The 16466-nt window shown below is 64.3% G+C and carries 14 protein-coding genes; 9 read left to right on the top strand and 5 right to left on the bottom strand.

Going from position 1 to position 16466, the window contains the following annotated elements:
• Nucleotides 1–338 precede the first annotated feature (338 nt).
• Nucleotides 339–809 (top strand): MarR family winged helix-turn-helix transcriptional regulator, encoded by a 471-nt coding sequence (locus NMD1_RS20225; RefSeq protein WP_124810251.1) that lies wholly within the window; start codon nucleotides 339–341, stop codon nucleotides 807–809.
• Nucleotides 810–911: 102 nt separating this feature from the next.
• Here NMD1_RS20225 and NMD1_RS20220 read toward each other — a convergent pair whose 3' ends face one another.
• Entirely contained in the window at nucleotides 912–1340 is a 429-nt protein-coding gene (locus tag NMD1_RS20220) for a nuclear transport factor 2 family protein (RefSeq protein WP_125956969.1), read from the bottom strand.
• Between the two features lie 376 nt (nucleotides 1341–1716).
• Here NMD1_RS20220 and NMD1_RS20215 point away from each other — a divergent pair, with 376 nt between their 5' ends.
• The 3 genes from NMD1_RS20215 to NMD1_RS20205 all read left to right on the top strand — a co-directional run bounded on the left by NMD1_RS20215 (nucleotide 1717) and on the right by NMD1_RS20205 (nucleotide 6214).
• Nucleotides 1717–4080, top strand: coding sequence for a TonB-dependent receptor (locus NMD1_RS20215; RefSeq protein ID WP_125956967.1), 2364 nt, complete (start codon nucleotides 1717–1719; stop codon nucleotides 4078–4080).
• 31 nt (nucleotides 4081–4111) lie between these two features.
• Nucleotides 4112–4717 carry a nuclear transport factor 2 family protein gene (locus NMD1_RS20210; RefSeq protein WP_233497885.1) on the top strand — a complete coding sequence of 202 codons (606 nt, stop codon included), beginning with the start codon at nucleotides 4112–4114 and terminating at the stop codon, nucleotides 4715–4717.
• 81 nt (nucleotides 4718–4798) lie between these two features.
• A complete protein-coding gene (locus NMD1_RS20205; protein ID WP_125956964.1) occupies nucleotides 4799–6214 on the top strand; it encodes an aldehyde dehydrogenase family protein in 1416 nt (471 codons plus the stop codon).
• Nucleotides 6215–6314: 100 nt separating this feature from the next.
• Here NMD1_RS20205 and NMD1_RS20200 read toward each other — a convergent pair whose 3' ends face one another.
• Nucleotides 6315–7784, bottom strand: coding sequence for an aldehyde dehydrogenase (locus NMD1_RS20200; RefSeq protein WP_125956962.1), 1470 nt, complete (start codon nucleotides 7782–7784; stop codon nucleotides 6315–6317).
• 115 nt (nucleotides 7785–7899) lie between these two features.
• Between NMD1_RS20200 and NMD1_RS20195 the strand changes: the two genes are divergently transcribed.
• The 4 genes from NMD1_RS20195 to NMD1_RS20180 are packed head-to-tail and all read left to right on the top strand — an operon-like array spanning nucleotide 7900 to nucleotide 11451.
• Nucleotides 7900–8538, top strand: coding sequence for a nuclear transport factor 2 family protein (locus NMD1_RS20195; protein ID WP_125956959.1), 639 nt, complete (start codon nucleotides 7900–7902; stop codon nucleotides 8536–8538).
• 5 nt (nucleotides 8539–8543) lie between these two features.
• Nucleotides 8544–9413, top strand: coding sequence for a hypothetical protein (locus tag NMD1_RS20190; protein ID WP_233497883.1), 870 nt, complete (start codon nucleotides 8544–8546; stop codon nucleotides 9411–9413).
• Nucleotides 9410–10201: an SDR family NAD(P)-dependent oxidoreductase gene (locus tag NMD1_RS20185; protein ID WP_158454030.1), complete on the top strand. Its 792-nt coding sequence runs from the start codon at nucleotides 9410–9412 to the stop codon at nucleotides 10199–10201. Before NMD1_RS20190 ends, NMD1_RS20185 begins: the two co-directional genes overlap by 4 nt.
• Nucleotides 10201–11451: an MFS transporter gene (locus tag NMD1_RS20180; RefSeq protein ID WP_125956951.1), complete on the top strand. Its 1251-nt coding sequence runs from the start codon at nucleotides 10201–10203 to the stop codon at nucleotides 11449–11451. Before NMD1_RS20185 ends, NMD1_RS20180 begins: the two co-directional genes overlap by 1 nt.
• A 109-nt stretch (nucleotides 11452–11560) precedes the next feature.
• Here NMD1_RS20180 and NMD1_RS20175 read toward each other — a convergent pair whose 3' ends face one another.
• Complete coding sequence (locus NMD1_RS20175) at nucleotides 11561–13039, bottom strand: carotenoid oxygenase family protein (protein WP_125956949.1); 1479 nt, start codon at nucleotides 13037–13039, stop codon at nucleotides 11561–11563.
• Between the two features lie 33 nt (nucleotides 13040–13072).
• A complete protein-coding gene (locus tag NMD1_RS20170; RefSeq protein WP_233497881.1) occupies nucleotides 13073–14788 on the bottom strand; it encodes a GMC family oxidoreductase in 1716 nt (571 codons plus the stop codon).
• A gap of 105 nt (nucleotides 14789–14893) precedes the next feature.
• Here NMD1_RS20170 and NMD1_RS20165 point away from each other — a divergent pair, with 105 nt between their 5' ends.
• Nucleotides 14894–15388, top strand: coding sequence for a nuclear transport factor 2 family protein (locus NMD1_RS20165; protein WP_125956946.1), 495 nt, complete (start codon nucleotides 14894–14896; stop codon nucleotides 15386–15388).
• Nucleotides 15389–15537: 149 nt separating this feature from the next.
• Here the strand turns inward: NMD1_RS20165 and NMD1_RS20160 are convergent, their stop codons facing one another.
• Nucleotides 15538–16338: a mechanosensitive ion channel family protein gene (locus NMD1_RS20160; protein ID WP_125956944.1), complete on the bottom strand. Its 801-nt coding sequence runs from the start codon at nucleotides 16336–16338 to the stop codon at nucleotides 15538–15540.
• Between the last annotated feature and the right edge of the window lie 128 nt (nucleotides 16339–16466).

Below are 16466 nucleotides of genomic sequence, written 5' to 3'. Positions count from 1 at the left end.
TTACCCGGGCACGGTGACGGGAAAACCATAGGTGGGGCGCTCCTCTCTTCCTTTAATCGTTCGACGGTAATCGTAACGATCGTTAGATATTCTTGCAAGTGTGGATATGGCGGGCGCCGGCCGATTGCATTCGCCGACCACAGTCTGGAATGCGCGCGATCGATGGCTTTGCGCGCGCTGCCTGCAGTATTCCTGGCGTTGTGCCGATGCCGGTTTCCCTTCGATCATGGGTCTTGACGAAGACGGGCGCAGCGCCACAGTGAGCCGCTATGTCAAATCCATCCGATCCGTCTGAACCGCCACAGGCGTTACAATCCGACTTGAGCCCGGAAGCGGAAATGCTTCACAACATTCTCAAGCTCGCGAACCGTCTGATGGCTCCGTTTTCGACTTTCCTTGCTCACGAGCATCGGATCAGCCTGAACGAATTCCGGGTGCTGATGCAGATCGGCTTCTATCGATCCGCCGCGAGCCACGAGCTTGTCGAACTGACCGGCGTCAATCCCATGAGCATTTCGCGGGCTGTCGCCACGCTCGAAAAGAACGGTCGCGTCGTGACGGTGACCGATCCGGCGAATCGGCGGCGAAAGCGGCTGACGCTGACGGCGGAGGGCGAGCGGCTGTTCCGTGCGATGCGCCCGGCGACAAACCTTGTCGCGGAGTTCCTGCTTTCCCGGTTGAAGCCCCACGAACGGGCGACGCTGGATCATATTCTGCGCACGCTGATCGCAACGCTGGAAGCGAAGGATGAGCAGGGCCGGTCCCTGTTTCTGGAGAATACCCGGCTGGACCATCAGCCCGAGGAGTGAACCCGTTCAATGGCGATGGCTTGCCGCATCGCCATTGAGGGAAGGGGGTGGTGTGGCCGGGTGGGCACTCCAGCGCGTGAGTCCCGGTAGGGCGTTCGCTGCTTAACCCATGCCGCGGCCGCTGGCCGTGGTGGCGGGAACGGGCTGCGCCACATCCCAGTGCTCAACGATGAGCCCGTCCGCGAATCGGAAGATGTTCATCAGCGCATGCCCGGGATCTTCCGGCCCCTGGCGGCCAATCAGATGGACGAATCCATAATCGCCATCCACCAGGATGCGGCGGACGTCCATGCTGACCGTCGGCCGTGCGAGCAGGCCTTCCAGGTGCGCGATCGCGGCTTCCCGCCCGTCAGTGACGGCGGGGTTGTGCTGCATATAGTCAGGATGAACGTAACGTTCGAAGGCTTTGCGCACCTTCATTTCATCGTAGTAAAGCCGTACGAAATCCAGAAGGAGCGCGCGATTCCGCGCGGTGCGGGCGGCGTATTCCGGGCTTTGGGATTCAGTAATTCCGGCGGTTCTCGGCGGCATGGCGTGTTCTCTCCCTAGGGTTCCGGCACTTGGCGTGATTCACAAGTGCCAACGATGCGATCAGAAATCTGGCACGTGCTCGATTGACCAATCGTAACGATCGTTATATCAATCTCGAACTGGCTTCAAACCACTTTCAAAGTGGAGGGCAAGGAGAGGGTGTGACGAGAGCGACACAGGTTCCTATCGGGCGCTTTTCTGAACGGTGCCGTTCGTTTCGCGCAAAATGCAGGGCGGCCGATGGCCGCGTGTCGCGTGATTTCGCAGGCGCCGGGGGCGCCTGACGGCCAGCGCGTTTCGGATTGACCGGGGCTTGCGGCCACACTGCCGCCAGCCATCCGGCGAACAATCATCATGTGATATATGGGGAGGTAACATGAAAACTGAACTTTTGCGGGCGTGCGCCAGTGCCATGGTCATCGCCGCTGCTATTTCTGTTTCAAATCAGGCATTTGCCGCAGCGGACGAAGCTTCTTCGCCGCAGGCTGACGAAGCAGAAGCAACGTCCGGCGACATCGTCGTCACCGCCCAGCGGCGCACGGAGCGCCTGCGGGACGTGCCGATTTCCGTGTCTGTGGTGGGTGGCGAGCAGCTGGCGCGGGATAACCTGACCAACCTGTCCGCGGTCGCCGATCGTCTGGCCAACGTCCGGATCACGCCTGGGCCGTTCGACCAGCTCAACATTCGCGGTATCGGTTCGTCCAACAATACCGGGTTCGAACAATCGGTGGCGACCTTCGTCGACGGCGTTTACCGCTCGCGTCCCCGCGCGATCCGCGCCGCGCTGTTCGACGTCGAGCGGGTGGAAGTGCTCAAGGGGCCGCAGACGACCTTCTTCGGCAACAACGCGATCGCCGGCGCGCTCAACATCACGACCCGCAAGCCCGGGAAGGAACTGGCTGCCAACGGATCGGCGCTGTATGGCAGCTATGGCGAATACAACGTCGAAGCCGGTGTGACGGTGCCGGTGGGCGACATGTTCAGCGTGCGTGCTGCCGGCCGCCTGTCCGGCATGGACGGTTATGTGAAGAATGCCTTCACGCGCAAAGACGCTCCGCACGAACGCAACCGTGTCGGCCGCATTTCGCTGGCCTTCACGCCTTCGTCCAACTTCCGGTCGGACTTGCGCTACGACACCGGCAAGACGACTTCGGACGATTTCCTGCCGTTCGAGCTGGAAAGCTGCCCGCCGCCCGCGCCGTTCCCGGTGGGTGGAAGCTGCGCGAACTACATTGCGGCGAACGGAACGGCCGTCGACGACAAGCTCAACTGGCGGAACTCCAGCCGTCCCGGCAAGCTCGACTACGCGTTCAATGAGGTGGGCTGGACCAACGCGTTGAGCATGGGTGACTATACGCTCACGTCGATCACGGGTTTCTTCAACCACAATACCGAGTATCTGCAGCAGCTTATTCCGTCGCCCGTGCCCGGTATCGGTGGCGGCAGCCTGCTTCCGGTGTTCCAGCGCGAAACGTTCCGCCAGTGGTCGCAGGAAATCCGCCTGGCATCGCCGACGGGTGGTTTCTTCGAGTGGCAGCTGGGCGGCTACTATTCGAGCAGCAAGATGCGCAACAACGGCGTGACCGGCTTCTTCTTTGCGCCCTTCGGTGCTTCGGCTCCGCCCTATACCGCGCAGACGCCGGTTGCCGGGCGCCTGACCGTGCATGAAGACGCGACCACCAAGTCGGTGTTCGGCGCCGCCACGATCCGGCCGATCGATCGGGTCAAGCTGAACCTCGGCCTGCGCTATTCCGTGGTGGAGAAGGACGGCTTCCGCTTCCTGCGCAACGGCACGGCGGACCCGAATTATCCGACCCCGGAAAACTTCGTGCCGGCGAGCCAGCAGGTCAGCGATACGCTGAACACGATCCTGGGTTCGAACAACCAGAACTTCGCCAACCCGCACCGCAAGGATGACAAGCTCATGCCGTCGGTGAGCTTGCAGTTCGAAGCGACGCCGGATGTCACCGCTTATGCAAGCTATACCAAGGGCTTCAAGGCCGGTGGCTATAGCGGCGGTTCGGCCGGTGGCGATTTCGGCCCGGAAACGGTCAACGCCTATGAAGTCGGTATCAAGGGCAATCTGTTCGATCGCCGCGTTACCTTCTCGCTGAGCGCGTTCCGGGGCGATTATTCCGGCTTGCAGGAATCGGTTTCGGAAACGCTGCCCAGCGGCACCGTGCGCGTCAGCGTCGCCAATGCCGCGTCCGCCCGCTCGCAGGGTGTCGAGCTTTCGGCCAGCTGGCGCATGACGAGCTGGCTGACCGCGAGCACCGATCTTGCCTATCTGGATGCGATCTACCGCAACTATAACGGTGCGCCGTGTTCGTCGATCCAGACGCTGCTGGGTGCCTCTTCGGGCTGTATTGGCCGGCGGCAGGACCTTTCGGGCAAGCGGCGCGGCTTTGCCCCGGAATGGACCGGCAATTTCCGCCTCGACGCGACGATCCCGGCGGGCGACATGAACGTGCGGGTATCGCCGCTGCTCTATTTCAGCTCGTGGTACTTCCAGTCGTCGACTGCCGACGATCTGATCCGGCAGAAGGGTTATGCGAAAGTCGACCTTCGCGTCAGCGTCGGTCCGAAGGACGATCGCTGGGGCCTGGCGGTTATCGGCCAGAACCTGACCAACAAGGCCACGGCCGGCTTCCGGCAGACGGTCAGCGGTGCCAACGGTTCGGTTTCGGCCCTGGCTGAACGTCCTCGCACGGTCGCGGTTCAGCTCACAGCGCGGTACTGAGGGGGCATTACTGAAAAGTGGCGGCGGGGCTTTGGCCCCGCCGCGCTGCGTTGCGCATGAGGTGCTGCCCATGAAGTTCTACCCGATCCTGGCGCTGCTTGCCTGTGCCGCAGCGCCGTCAAGCCAGGCGCAGTCCATCCAGGCAGAGGATGCGCAAGCCGCGTTGCTGGCCAGCCCCGATCCTGTGCTCGCGTCCAACAAGAAGCTTGTTTACGACATGTATCGCGAAGTCCTGCTTGGCGGGCGCGCGGATCTGGTCGACCGCTATTTCACCGTGGAATACCTGCAGCATAACCCGAACGTCGCATCGGGGCGTGATGCGCTGGCGCGTTTCATCCGGGGGTCACGGCCCGAGCGCCCCGTGAAGCCGACGATCACTCTGCCGCTGATCACGATGATCGCCGAGCGGGATTTTGTTCTGGTTGTCACCCAGCGCCCGATGCGCGATGACAAGGACGAAGGGTACGTGACGAGCTGGTTCGATCTCTTCCGGATTGCCGGCGGGAAAATCGCCGAACATTGGGACCCGGCGCTAAAATCGTCCGCCATGCTGAAATTTGATCCCAACAGCGTGTCTGACGCGCTATCAAGGATCGAATCCGAGAAGGCCGGAGCGAGGGAACCGGCACGGCCCTAACCCCGTCGGGATCACTAAGCCTGAATGGGCATCGACCTGCCCACGCTTTGGTTCCGTTGCGGCACCAACTGGAGAGCGAATATGAAGCACGAATTCAAACTGCTGATCGACGGCCAATCCAGGGACGGGGTAACGACCTTCGACGTCGTCAACCCGGCGACCGGCGAGACTTTCGCGCAATGCCCGAAGGCCGATGCAGCCCAGCTTGAGGAAGCGGTCGCGGCTGCCAGGCGCGCTTTCCCGGCCTGGGCCGCGACGCCCGTTGAAGCGCGCGCCGCGCTGGTCGTGGCGCTGGCCGATGCGCTTGAGGCGCGGGCAGCCGAGTTCGCCAGCCTGCTGACGAGCGAGCAGGGCAAGCCGCTCGACCAGGCGATGTACGAGATCATGGGCAGCGTGTTCACGTTGCGCGCCTTCGCGGCCATGCGGGTCGAACCGAAAGTTCTGCGCGAAGAAGGCGGGAACAGCGTTGTCGAACACCGCACGCCGCTGGGCGTGGTGGGCGCGATCACGCCGTGGAATTTCCCGGTGATCCTGCTGATGAACAAGCTCGGGCCGGCGCTGGTGACAGGCAACTGCGTAGTGGCGAAGCCCGCGCCCACGACGCCGCTGACCACGCTTCTGTTCGGTGAACTGGCCAAGGACATCCTGCCGGCCGGCGTGTTCAACGTGTTGTGCGACCAGAACGAGCTGGGCCCCCTTCTGACCGGGCATCCCGATATTGCCAAGATCGCTTTCACCGGTTCCACCGCGACCGGCAAGAAGGTGATGGCGGCCGCTGCGGACAGCGTGAAGCGCGTCACGCTGGAACTCGGTGGCAACGATGCCGCGATCGTGCTGGATGACGTCAATCCGCAGGCCGTGGCACGCAAGGTCTATCAGGGCGCGATGGCGAATGCCGGGCAGATCTGCGTCGCGATCAAGCGGGCCTATGTGCCGTCTTCCATGTACGACGAGTTCTGCGACGAACTGGCGAAGCTGGCCAACGAAGCCGTGGTCGATGACGGATCGAAGCAGGGCGCCACGATCGGACCGGTCCAGAACAGGATGCAGTTCGAAAAAGTGGTGTCGTTGCTGGACAGCGCCCGTGCCGAGGGCACCGTGCTTGCCGGCGGCGCGCCGCTGGACCGGCCGGGCTATTTCATCCCACCCACGATCGTCCGCGATCTGGGCGACGATGCCGCGCTGGTGCGCGAGGAACAGTTCGGCCCGGTGCTGCCGGTGCTGCAATACGATGATATCGAAGACGTGATCGCCCGCGCCAACGACAGCGACTATGGCCTTGGCGGCACCGTATGGGGCAGGGACGTCGCCCGCGCGACGGAAGTGGCCAAGCGCATCGACACGGGCACGGTGTGGGTAAACCAGCACCTTGCGATCGATGCCAACATCCCGTTCCGTGGATCGAAGCAATCGGGCATCGGCGGCGAACTCGGCGAAGCCGGGCTGCTCGAATATACGCAGGCGCACATCATCAACGCCGTGCCGCTGGAAGATTGAAGACCCGGCCCGTCCTGTCCGGTAACGCGAGGACGGGCCATTCTTCCGTGAATGCAGATGAGGGCGGGTGACTTGGGTCGTCCGCCCTCACTGCGTTTGATCAGAGGCCCGCAGGCGCGGCATCCAGCAGGATGGACTTGGTTTCCAGATAGGGCTGGAGCCCTTCCACGCCGCCTTCGCGCCCGATCCCCGATTGCTTGAAGCCGCCGAACGGCATCCCGAATTCCAGGCGCATGCCGTTCTGGCCGATGCCGCCGGTCCGCATCTGACGCGCGATGCGATAGGCCGCGTCGGCATCATGGGTCAGGACCGAGCCGTTCAGGCCGTAGCTGCTTTCGTTGGCGATGCGGATCGCATCTTCCTCGTCTTCCGCCGGGATCAAGGCGAGGACCGGGCCGAAGATCTCTTCCTGCGCGATGCGGCTGCGGTTGTCGACGTTCGCAAACAGCGTCGGTTCGATGAAGTAGCCCTTGTTGAAGCTGGAGGGACGGCCGCCGCCTGTCACGAGATCGGCGCTCTCGCGGCCCAGCGCGATATATTCCTCCACCCGGTCGAGCTGGCGCTTCATGGCGAGCGGGCCAAGCTGCGTATCGGGCGCGTCGCTGTGCCCGATCTTGATGCCCTGCATCACGCGCGCGATGGCATCGGACAGTTCGTCATGGCGCTTCCGGGGTACGATCGCGCGGCTCAGCATGGCGCAGACCTGGCCCGACATCACGGTGATCGTGTTGCCCAGGATCGCGGCGGCAACCTCGATCGGGAAGTCATCGCGCACGATGGCCGCCGACTTGCCGCCTAGCTCGAGCGTGCAGCGCGCGACACGGCTGGCGCAAACCTGGCCGATGCGCTTGCCGGCGGCGGTGGAGCCGGTGAAGCTGACCTTGTCCACGTCCGGATTGTTGACGAGATGGTCGGACGCTTCGCGATCGCCACACACGAGGTTGAGGACGCCCGCCGGCAGCCCGGCCGCTTCTGCTGCTTCCGCCATGATATAGGCTTCGAGCGGCGTTTCCGGCGACGGTTTCATAACGACCGTGCAACCCGCGACGAGGGCGTAGGCCACCTTGCTCGACATCGTGCTGAACGGTGCGTTCCACGGCGCGATGCACGCGGTGACACCCACGGGCTCGCGCACGACGATCGCGGTGTCGACTTGCGAACTCGGCCGCCGTTCGACGAACGGGTAGCTTTCGCCGAGCGAGGCTATGAAATCGAGCGTCGCCACGCCCCCGCCGTGCATGATCGGGGCGAAGCTGGCCAAGCCACCAACCTGCGCCGTCCACGCGGCCGAGAGTTCGCCCACGCGCTCGCCCAGAATCGCAGCCCAGCGGCGGACAAACGCGCCGCGTTCGGCAGGAGTCAGGCCGGTCCAACCGCCGTTGTCGAACGCACGCCGGGCGGCGGCCACGGCGGCGTCCATGTCTTCGCTGGAGGCTTCCGCCACGCGCGCGATAACCTCCTCGCTGTTGGGCGAGGTGATTTCGATCGCGCCGCCCCGTGCCGGACGAACCCATTGTCCGTCGATGAAAAGCTTGTCGGGGTGCGTTATCCGGATGCCATCAGGGGTCATTTCTCATTCTCTCCTGCGTCTCGATAAAGTCATCGAGGTTCTTGCAATAATCATAACGAACGTTACGATGAGGCGCAACGAGATTGTCGCCCAAGCGACCAGCAGGAGAGTTCGGATGTCTGATGAAATCGCAGCGCTGCGCGAGTCGATCGCTGCCTTGAGGGACGAGGTTGGCGCGCTGAAGCGGAAGGCCTCGATCGCGGAATCCCATCTGGCGATCTGCAATCTGCAGGCGGCCTACGGCTATTATGTCGACAAGGGGCTGTGGGACGAGGCGGCCGACATGTTCGCGCCGGACGGCACGCTCGAAATCGCGGGCCGCGGCGTCTATACAGGGCAGGACCGGGTGCGGCAGTATCTTCACGCGCTGCCGCGTTACGAACGCGGCGTCCTGTTCAACCACATGCAGTTGCAGCCGGTGATTCACATCGACTCCGACGGCCAGCGGGCGCAGGGCCGGTGGCGCGCGTTCATCCTCATCGCCTGGCTGGGCGGAGAGGCCCGCTGGGGCGAAGCGGTCTACGAAAACGGCTATCGCCTGATCGATGGCGTCTGGCGCATCCAGTCGTTGCACGCCTTCATCACGTTCTACTGCGAATTCGATCGCGGCCCCAACCACGGCGGCGTGCCCATGGTGCGCAACATCGATGGCCTTCAACCGGATCGCCCGGCGACCCACGATTACGAAGCGTTCCCGGAGGTTTTCGTCCCGCCCTTCCACTATGCCAATCCGGTGAGTGGCAAGGCATGGTAAGCGCGGTGCCTTTCATCCACGAACGGGCGGCGCTCTATGCCGTCATGGACCAGTTCATGGAGGCGATCGTCGCGCGCGATCCGGGCCGGCTGCGCTGGGCCGACGATGTGCGCTCCACGGAAAACAACGTTGCCCTAATGATCGGCGACGGCCTTTGGGGAACCGCCACGGGGCGGGGCGACTACGATCTGCGGTTCGCCGACGTCCGTACCGGGCACGTCGGCCTGTTCACGACCGTGATCGAAACGGTCGAGGAATCGGCCGTCACGTTCCGGCTGGGGGTGGACCCGTCCGGCGCGATCAACGAGGTGGAAGTGCTGGTCGTGCGCGACAGCGACGAGGCGCTGAAGTTTCCCAACCCCAGGTTCGAGCGCAAGCCCATCATGGAAGCCTTCGTACCGGAGGCTGAACGGATGAGTCGGGAGCGGTTGCTGACCATCGCCGATGGCTATTTCAACACGCTGGAACAGAACGACGGGCAGATTTTCACGCGCTTTCATCCCGATTGCAATCGCGTTGAAAACGGTGTGCAGACCACCAACAACCCCGATTTCATCCTGCCGATAGCGGGCCTCCCCTGCGAGGAGCAATTCAAGCTCGGCTGGTATCGCTATGACGATCGCCTGCGTGGGCGGCGCTATCCGCTGATCGACGAGGAGCGAGGGCTGGTGATGGCCTATGGCTTTATCGACCATTGCGGCCGGCTGGCGGAATACACGCTGACCAATGGCGAGCATGTCTCGTCGCTGATCCGGCGTCCGCACACGTTCTATCTCGCCGAACTGTTCAAGATCGAGGACGGCGCGCTGCGCCAGATCGAGGCGAACTTCATCACGGTTCCCTACCACATGCCTTCGCCCTGGGATCGGCCGTGAGCGCACGGCTGGCGAACACGGTCGCCTTCGTGACTGGCGGCGGGCGTGGGCTGGGTGCCGGCATCGCCACCGCGCTGGCGGACGCTGGCGCGGCGGTGGCCGTGGCGGCGCGTACGATGGCGCAGGTCGAGGAAACGGTCGCGTCCATCGGCGCTGCCGGGGGGCGGGCCTTGGCGGTCCGCTGCGACGTCACAGATCGCGAGAGTGTGGCCGCCGCCTATGCGGAGGCGAAGGCCGCTTTTGGCGTGCCCAACCTGCTGGTCAACAATGCCGGCGTGCAGGGGCCGCTTGGCCCCGCCGGGTTGGTCGATACGCAGGCCTGGTGGGATACGCAGAGCGTTCACGTGCTGGGCGCGCTGTTGTGCATCTCGGCCGCCTTGCCCGACATGATCGCGAACGGCGGCGGACGGATACTGAACATCGCTTCGCAGGCCGGTACGTTCGTGGCGCCGTTCGCCTCGGCCTATGCCGTGGCGAAGGCCAGCCTCATTCGCCTGACCGAGCATATCGATGTCGAGCAGCAGGATGCCGGCGTCCGCGCCTTTGCCATCCAGCCGGGCACGATCATGACGGCGATGGCGGAAGAAACGCTGCGCTCTGAGCAGGCGCGCGCCTTCGCGAAGCCGCTGGTCTCGCTGCTGGAAGCGACGACCGAAGAGGAAAGCGCGGAAGGCATGGCGCGGCTGCGCCTGTTCGCCGTGGCATTGGCCGCTGGCGAACACGATGCGCTGGCAGGGCGCTACGTGGATATCGAAAAGGATATCCCCGGCAACGTTACGGGGAATTGATGATCGTGAAATCGGAAACACCTTCCGCCGGGGCGCGGGCATTCCTGCCGCTGCTGCTGTGCGCGCTCGTCATGTGCATCGATGGCTATGACCTTTATGCCTTGCCACTGGTCGTGCCGCATTTGTCGGCTCAACTGGGCGTGCCGCCGCAGTCGTTCGGCGTGGCGCTGTCGGCGGTGTTGCTCGGGCTGGGGCTGGGCGCCGTGCTGATCGCGCCAATCGGCGATCGCGTGGGGCGCAGGCCTGTCATTCTTACCGCGTCCGCCCTGATGGCGTTCACATCGCTGGGGACGGCGGCCGGGGGGACGGTTACGGGATTCGCGCTCTGGCGTCTGGCGACGGGATTGTCGCTGGGGGCATGCCTTCCCAACGTCACGGCGCTCGTGGCCGAATTGGCGCCGCCCGGCAAAAGCGCGCGGACGTTGACCGTCGTCTCCATGGGCATTTCGGCCGGCGGCATCGTGGCGGGATTGCTCGCGCCACCGCTCATCGCGGCCGGGGGGTGGCAAGCCCTGTTCATGGCGGGTGGCGCGGCCACGCTTGCCCTGCTGGGCGTGCTGGCCTGGCAACTGCCGGAATCGCCCACGTTCCGAAACCGGGCGCGGCAACCGCGCGAAAAGAAGAACTCCATCGCATTCGTCCAGTTGCTCAGCCCGCCACTGCTCTTTTCGACGGTCCTGTTCGCCGGTCTTTATGCGGTGAATGCGCTGGTGCTGTATTACGTGACGAGCTGGGTGCCCACGATCCTGCCGCTTGCGGGATTCAGCATGGATACCGCATCGCGCTTCCTTTCCCTGATCCAGTTCGGCGGCCTGACGATCGGGTTGGGGCTTTCCCTGCTGCTCGATCGCGGTTGGGCGGTTCCGGCGATCGTCGGGACCTACTCGAGCGCGGTCGTGGCGCTGCTGCTGCTGGGCGTGGTTGCGCCTGGGCTGTGGAGCTGGGGCGTCCTGCTGCTGGTCGCGGGGGGTGGCATCTCGGCCGCGCACCTTGTCGTCATGGCGGTGGCGGTCGGCTTCTTTCCGCCGCACTTGCGCTCCTCCGCTATCGGCATCGCGGTTGCCGTCGCGCGGCTTGGCGCGATCGGCGGGCCGATGTTGGGAGGCCTTGTTATCGGAGCTGGTGCAAGCACGTCGCTGTTTTTCGTGCTGGCCGTGGCGCCGGCCTGTCTGTGCATCGTCGGGGCACTGCTGATCTCCCGCGCCCTGCGCATCGCGAAAGCGATGACCGAAGCGGACGCCTTCGCTTAGCGGAACCGCGCGCGCCCGGAAACAAGAAGCGCCCGGCGGGAACGTTCCGCCGGGCGCTTCTTGTTTCGTCCGGGGAAAGGGGAAACGCAACCGCGCTTCCCCTTTCGCTTCAGGCTGCCTGCGCGTGGGCCTGTGCCTCAGCGAGCCGCTCGCTCGAAACCCAGGCGCCGTGGACCTGCGCGCGCAAGGGAACAGGAACCGTTACCCGCGCGACCGGTCCGGCTGCGATGTTGCCCGCGTCCACAATCCAAAGCTCGGATGTGAAGCGATTGGGTTCGACCTGGCGATCAACCACCGCCAGCAGCCAGCCTTCGTGATCGCCCTGTGACGAGGGAACGTGCACAGGCTCGCTGATGGCCATGCCGAACTCCAGCGGCATCATGTCCAGCCGGCCGTTGCCGGGTTCCACGCGCAGCATCGCGTTGAACGCGGCGCCGACCGGACCGCCGGGGAGCGGTGGGCCGCCTTGTGGATTGATGGTCAGATACCATGCCGCGCGATAGGCGCGGCCCTGATCGGCATCGCGCAGCCGCGGCATGTCGCCCGGTGGGCCGATAAGGCGCGATTCGAAGCCTTCGTCCTCGCTGGCGAGATCGAAGGTCCAGCGGGTCAACCCGCCGCCCAGTTCGTTCTGCGCGCGGTGGATGCCGCCCGCCTCGCGCATGAAGGCGAACGCGTTGGTGTCGGACAGGCAGATGTCGAGGTGGACCTTGTCGCCGTCATCGTAGGCATTTACGAAATGGAACGCGGAAACGCCCTTCGGCCCCTTGAACCAGCGCATTTCCTCGACTTTGCCATAGCGCGGCATGATGCCGACCCAGCTCTCCAGGTCCTGCTGATGTGCCCAGTGCGGGCCGCCGGCTTTCACGCGGTCGAGGTCCGTCGTGGTCGGAAAGATCGGGAAGACGGCGTATTTCTCGGTGATCGTGAAATCATGGATCGTCGAACAATAGGGTTGCTGGAACCACTGCTCCGAAACGAGGTTGCCGTCCTTGTCGGCGATGCAATAGGCCACGTCCGCCGTGCACAGGCCGCCGGCCTCGTAGCCGAAGAAGAACATCTCCCCCGTTTCGGCATCGACGCGGGGATGCGCGGTGAAGGTCTTGGATTTCAGCGCGCCGTGATAGTCCCAGCGCCCGACCGTTGCGAGCGTTTCGGGATCGATCTCGTAGGCAAGGCCGTCCTCCTTGGTCATGAACAGGCGGCCGGCATGCCAGACGGGCGTGGTGTTCGACACCGTGCCCTCGATCCCCTGGACTACTGCGTCGTCGGTAAACGGGTTGCGATATTTGCCAAACAAGGCGCGCCCCGCGGCCTTCTCGGCCTTGTAGCGCGCGGTTTCGACGTAGCGGATCGCGAAATTCACCTTGCCGTCGCGGATGGCGAATTTGGAGACCATGCCATCGCCCGAAAGGACGATCTCGTCCTCGAACTTGGGCGGGTAGGCCGGGTCGGGCACGGCCCGGAAAAAGGCGCCGTCGATTTCCCGCGGGATCTCGCCGACCACGTCCAGATCGTGCGCCGACCATTCCAGGCGGACCGGGGTGTTCAGGCCAGTGAAGTGAATTGTCTCGGGGAAACTCGCCATGGGCTTGATCCTCTCATGCAGGGGAATGCTGTTTCAGGTGTTGCGCCGCAGGGTCTTGAGGACGTGGTCGGCGCCCTTGTCGCCCACCATGATCGCGGTTGCGTTGGTGTTGCCGGCAGGCAGGGACGGAAAGATCGACGCGTCCGCGACCCACAGCCCATTGACGCCGATGACTTGCAGGTCCGGGTCCACCACCGCCATGGGATCCGTGGGGGCACCGATCTTGGCGGTGCCCACCGGGTGGAACATCGGGATGGCCGCCGCCCGGACGTAGCTCCGCAACTCTTCCTTGCCGGTGAGGGCGGGGCCTGGGCGCAGCTCTTCGGTGATGAACGGCGCGATCGGCGTTTGCGCCAGGATGTTCCTGGCCATGGCAATGCCTTCGACGATCTGGTCGACGTCGTCCTCGGTCGAAAGCTGCTGGTGATGGATCACCGGCGGCGCCATGGGATCGGCGGACTTCAGCGTGATCCGTCCGCGATAGCTGGGGCGCATCAGCCCGACCAGGGTCGAGACCGATGCGTTTTTACGCAGCATGAGCCTGCCTTGGTCGTCGAAGTCGAACGCGAAGGCGGCGAAGGACAGCTGGAGGTTGGGGGCGGGCAGGCCAGGGCGGCTCTTTACGAACGCCTGGGCGTGGCCGATGGACGTGCTGAGCGCACCCTGCCGCGATAGCGCGTAGCGGAATACGGACAGCGCGCCACGCAGTCCTCGCGCATCGTCGTTCAAGGTATGCGCGCTCACCGCGTTGACGATGTGCGTGCCCACGTGATCCTGCAGGTTGCGGCCCACGCCCTCGCGGTTGCACACCAGCGGCACGCCGACTTCGGCAAGATGGCCGGCCGGGCCGACGCCGGACAACATCAGCAGCCGCGGCGTGTTCATGGCGCCGGCACTCAGGACAACGCCGTGCCGGGCGAGCAGCTTCTTTTCCTCGCCGTCCTGAAGATAGGCAATACCCACGGCGCGCCCATGTTCGATCAGGACGCGAAGAACCTGCGCGCCCAGCAATGTCCGCGGCGGGGTCGATCCCTTGAAGTCATGAAGATAACCGCGCGCCGACGAACAGCGCGTTCCGTCCCGCTGCGACACTTGCACGTAGTCGACGCCTTCGGCCTTTTCGCCGTTCAGGTCGCGTCTTTCGATGCCGGTCTGCTCGGCGGCGGCGATCCATGCATCGGTAATGGGATAGCGCGCGCGCCCTTCGGAGACGGCGATGGGGCCGCCCGTCCCGCGCCAGGCATCCGCGCCGCGCTCGTTGTCCTCCATGCGCCGGAAGTAGGGCAGGACGGACTCGTAGTCCCAGCCGGCGGCGCCAAGCGCGCGCCAGTTATCGTAGTCCCACCGGTGTCCGCGGATGAACATCATCCCGTTCAATGCGCTGCCGCCGCCCAGCAGCTTGCCTGCCGGCCAGATGTCCGCGCGGCCGCCCAGGGATTCGTCGGGTTCGACCTGGTAGCACCAGTCGAACGCGGGGTTCTGGACAATCGAGCTGGTCAGGGCCGGGATACGGGAGCGGAAATGTTGATCGGACACACCCGCTTCAACGAGCGTTACATTCAATCCGGCCGAGGCAAGGCGGCCGGTCATTGCCGCGCCGGCCGATCCGCCGCCAATCACGATTATATCGGTTTCGCTCACGCGCTGCGTCTTTCTGTATCGGTTTGCTGGAATTTCTCGAATAGAGGCGTAGCGCGGAGCGACTTTTTCACGCCACATACGGCTGCTTTCGCCGACGATGCCGTGCATCCCGTGCGGCTTCGCACCTTGGAACTCCTTTGCGATTTCAGGCTACCTCTTGCATTTGAAAATAACGATCGTTACGGTTGTGTCAACAGAATGGAGAGGAATACGATGGCTCTTTCGGTTGAGGATCGCTTCGCACTGGAGGACCTGCTGGCTGCCTATGCGTGGGCTCTGGATACAGGGGATGTCGAAGGCCTGGTGGCCTGCTTCACGCCCGACGCCCGCATGGTCGAAGAGGTTTTCGAGGAGCCCGACATCTGGGAAGGCCATGACGGCATTCGCGGAATCGCCGAGCACTACCGCAACGCCGAAGGCTTTCCCGGCCGCCAGCACCATGTGTCGCAGGTGCAGTACATGCCGCAGGAAGACGGCACGGTGAAAATGCGATCGTTCGCGTTCGTGACCGAGTGCGCCGGCGATACGCCGTTCGACCTGCGCTTTGTGGGCTATTACGAGGATCACGCGATGAAGGGCGAAGACGGCTGCTGGCGTTTGCACCGCCGCGTGGCCCGGTTGTGGGACGGCGAAATCCTCAAGAATTTCCCGGGCCGTGGCCAGTGGACGCCACGCAAGCGTCCCGCTTCGCTGATTATAAAGCGGTGAGCCGGGATGCCGGCTTCACGCACCGGTTCATGTGGTGCTGTTGAGCCGAAGCAAGGCCGCTGGATAGCCCGCAACCGGCTCCGTCTCAGCGGAGCGGCGTTGCATGACGGCTGCGTTCTGTCGGCTTCCTGGTAACGGGCGGTATCGCGTCACTTTACGATCCCGATAACGGCATTGACCACCGCGGAATGCGTATCCTGGCGCCGCTCTCCCTTGGTAGCGGTCCACCACCGGATCACGAGTTGCACGTCCAGTCCCGCCACGCCCTCGCAAATCACCTGGGGGGCGGGCTGGTCAAGCACGCCCGTCAGGCCTTTCAGCCGTTGCCGGAGCGTGGCGATAAGCGTGCCCAGATCCTCGCCGCCTGGCGCGGTGACGGAAATCTGATCGCGGCGGGGCCCGTCGACCGGGTCGATCGTCAACGGCGAGGTATAGATCGTGGCATTGGGCATGGCGACGAGGCGGCCGTCGGCCGTGCGAATGATCGTGGCCCGCGCCTCCACCCGTTCGACCTCGCCTTCCGCCCCGGCCACGGCGATGATGTCGCCCCGCGCAAAGGGCTGGTTGATAACGGTCAGGATGCCGGCGAACAGGTTCTGGAGAATGTCGCGGAACGCGAAACCGATGGCGACCGATCCGATGCCCAGCGTGGACAGGATGCCCGAGGGCGAGACGCTGGGAAACACGATCGCCATCGCGACGAGCACAGCAAGCGTCATCATCGAAATGGTCGCGATCGACGATAGCAGGCCGCCGAGATCGGAGCGGTTGCGGCGCGCGGTCAATGAACAGATCCAGCGGCGGATCAACCGGGTAATGCCCCAGCACACCAACAGGAAGACCAGCCCGCCGACGATGTTGGGCAGGATGCTGAAAAACGAGTTCCAGATGCCGGCAAGCGTGTTTTCAACCAGTCTGTAGGGGCTGACGAGTACGGACCGGGCGGGCATGGTTCCCTCTTTCGCGGTTGCTGGATGACGGAACTGGAAACAATGCGTCTGCCAAGGGGGATTTCCGCTTTCCTGTCACAGGTTAGGATCGGCGCGCATTTGGCAAGAGGCCGCGGTCGGCCGGAACC

Origin of the sequence: Novosphingobium sp. MD-1 (genome assembly GCF_001014975.1) — a bacterium.
Lineage (GTDB): Bacteria > Pseudomonadota > Alphaproteobacteria > Sphingomonadales > Sphingomonadaceae > Novosphingobium.
This window is presented reverse-complemented; position numbering and strand designations above follow the sequence as displayed.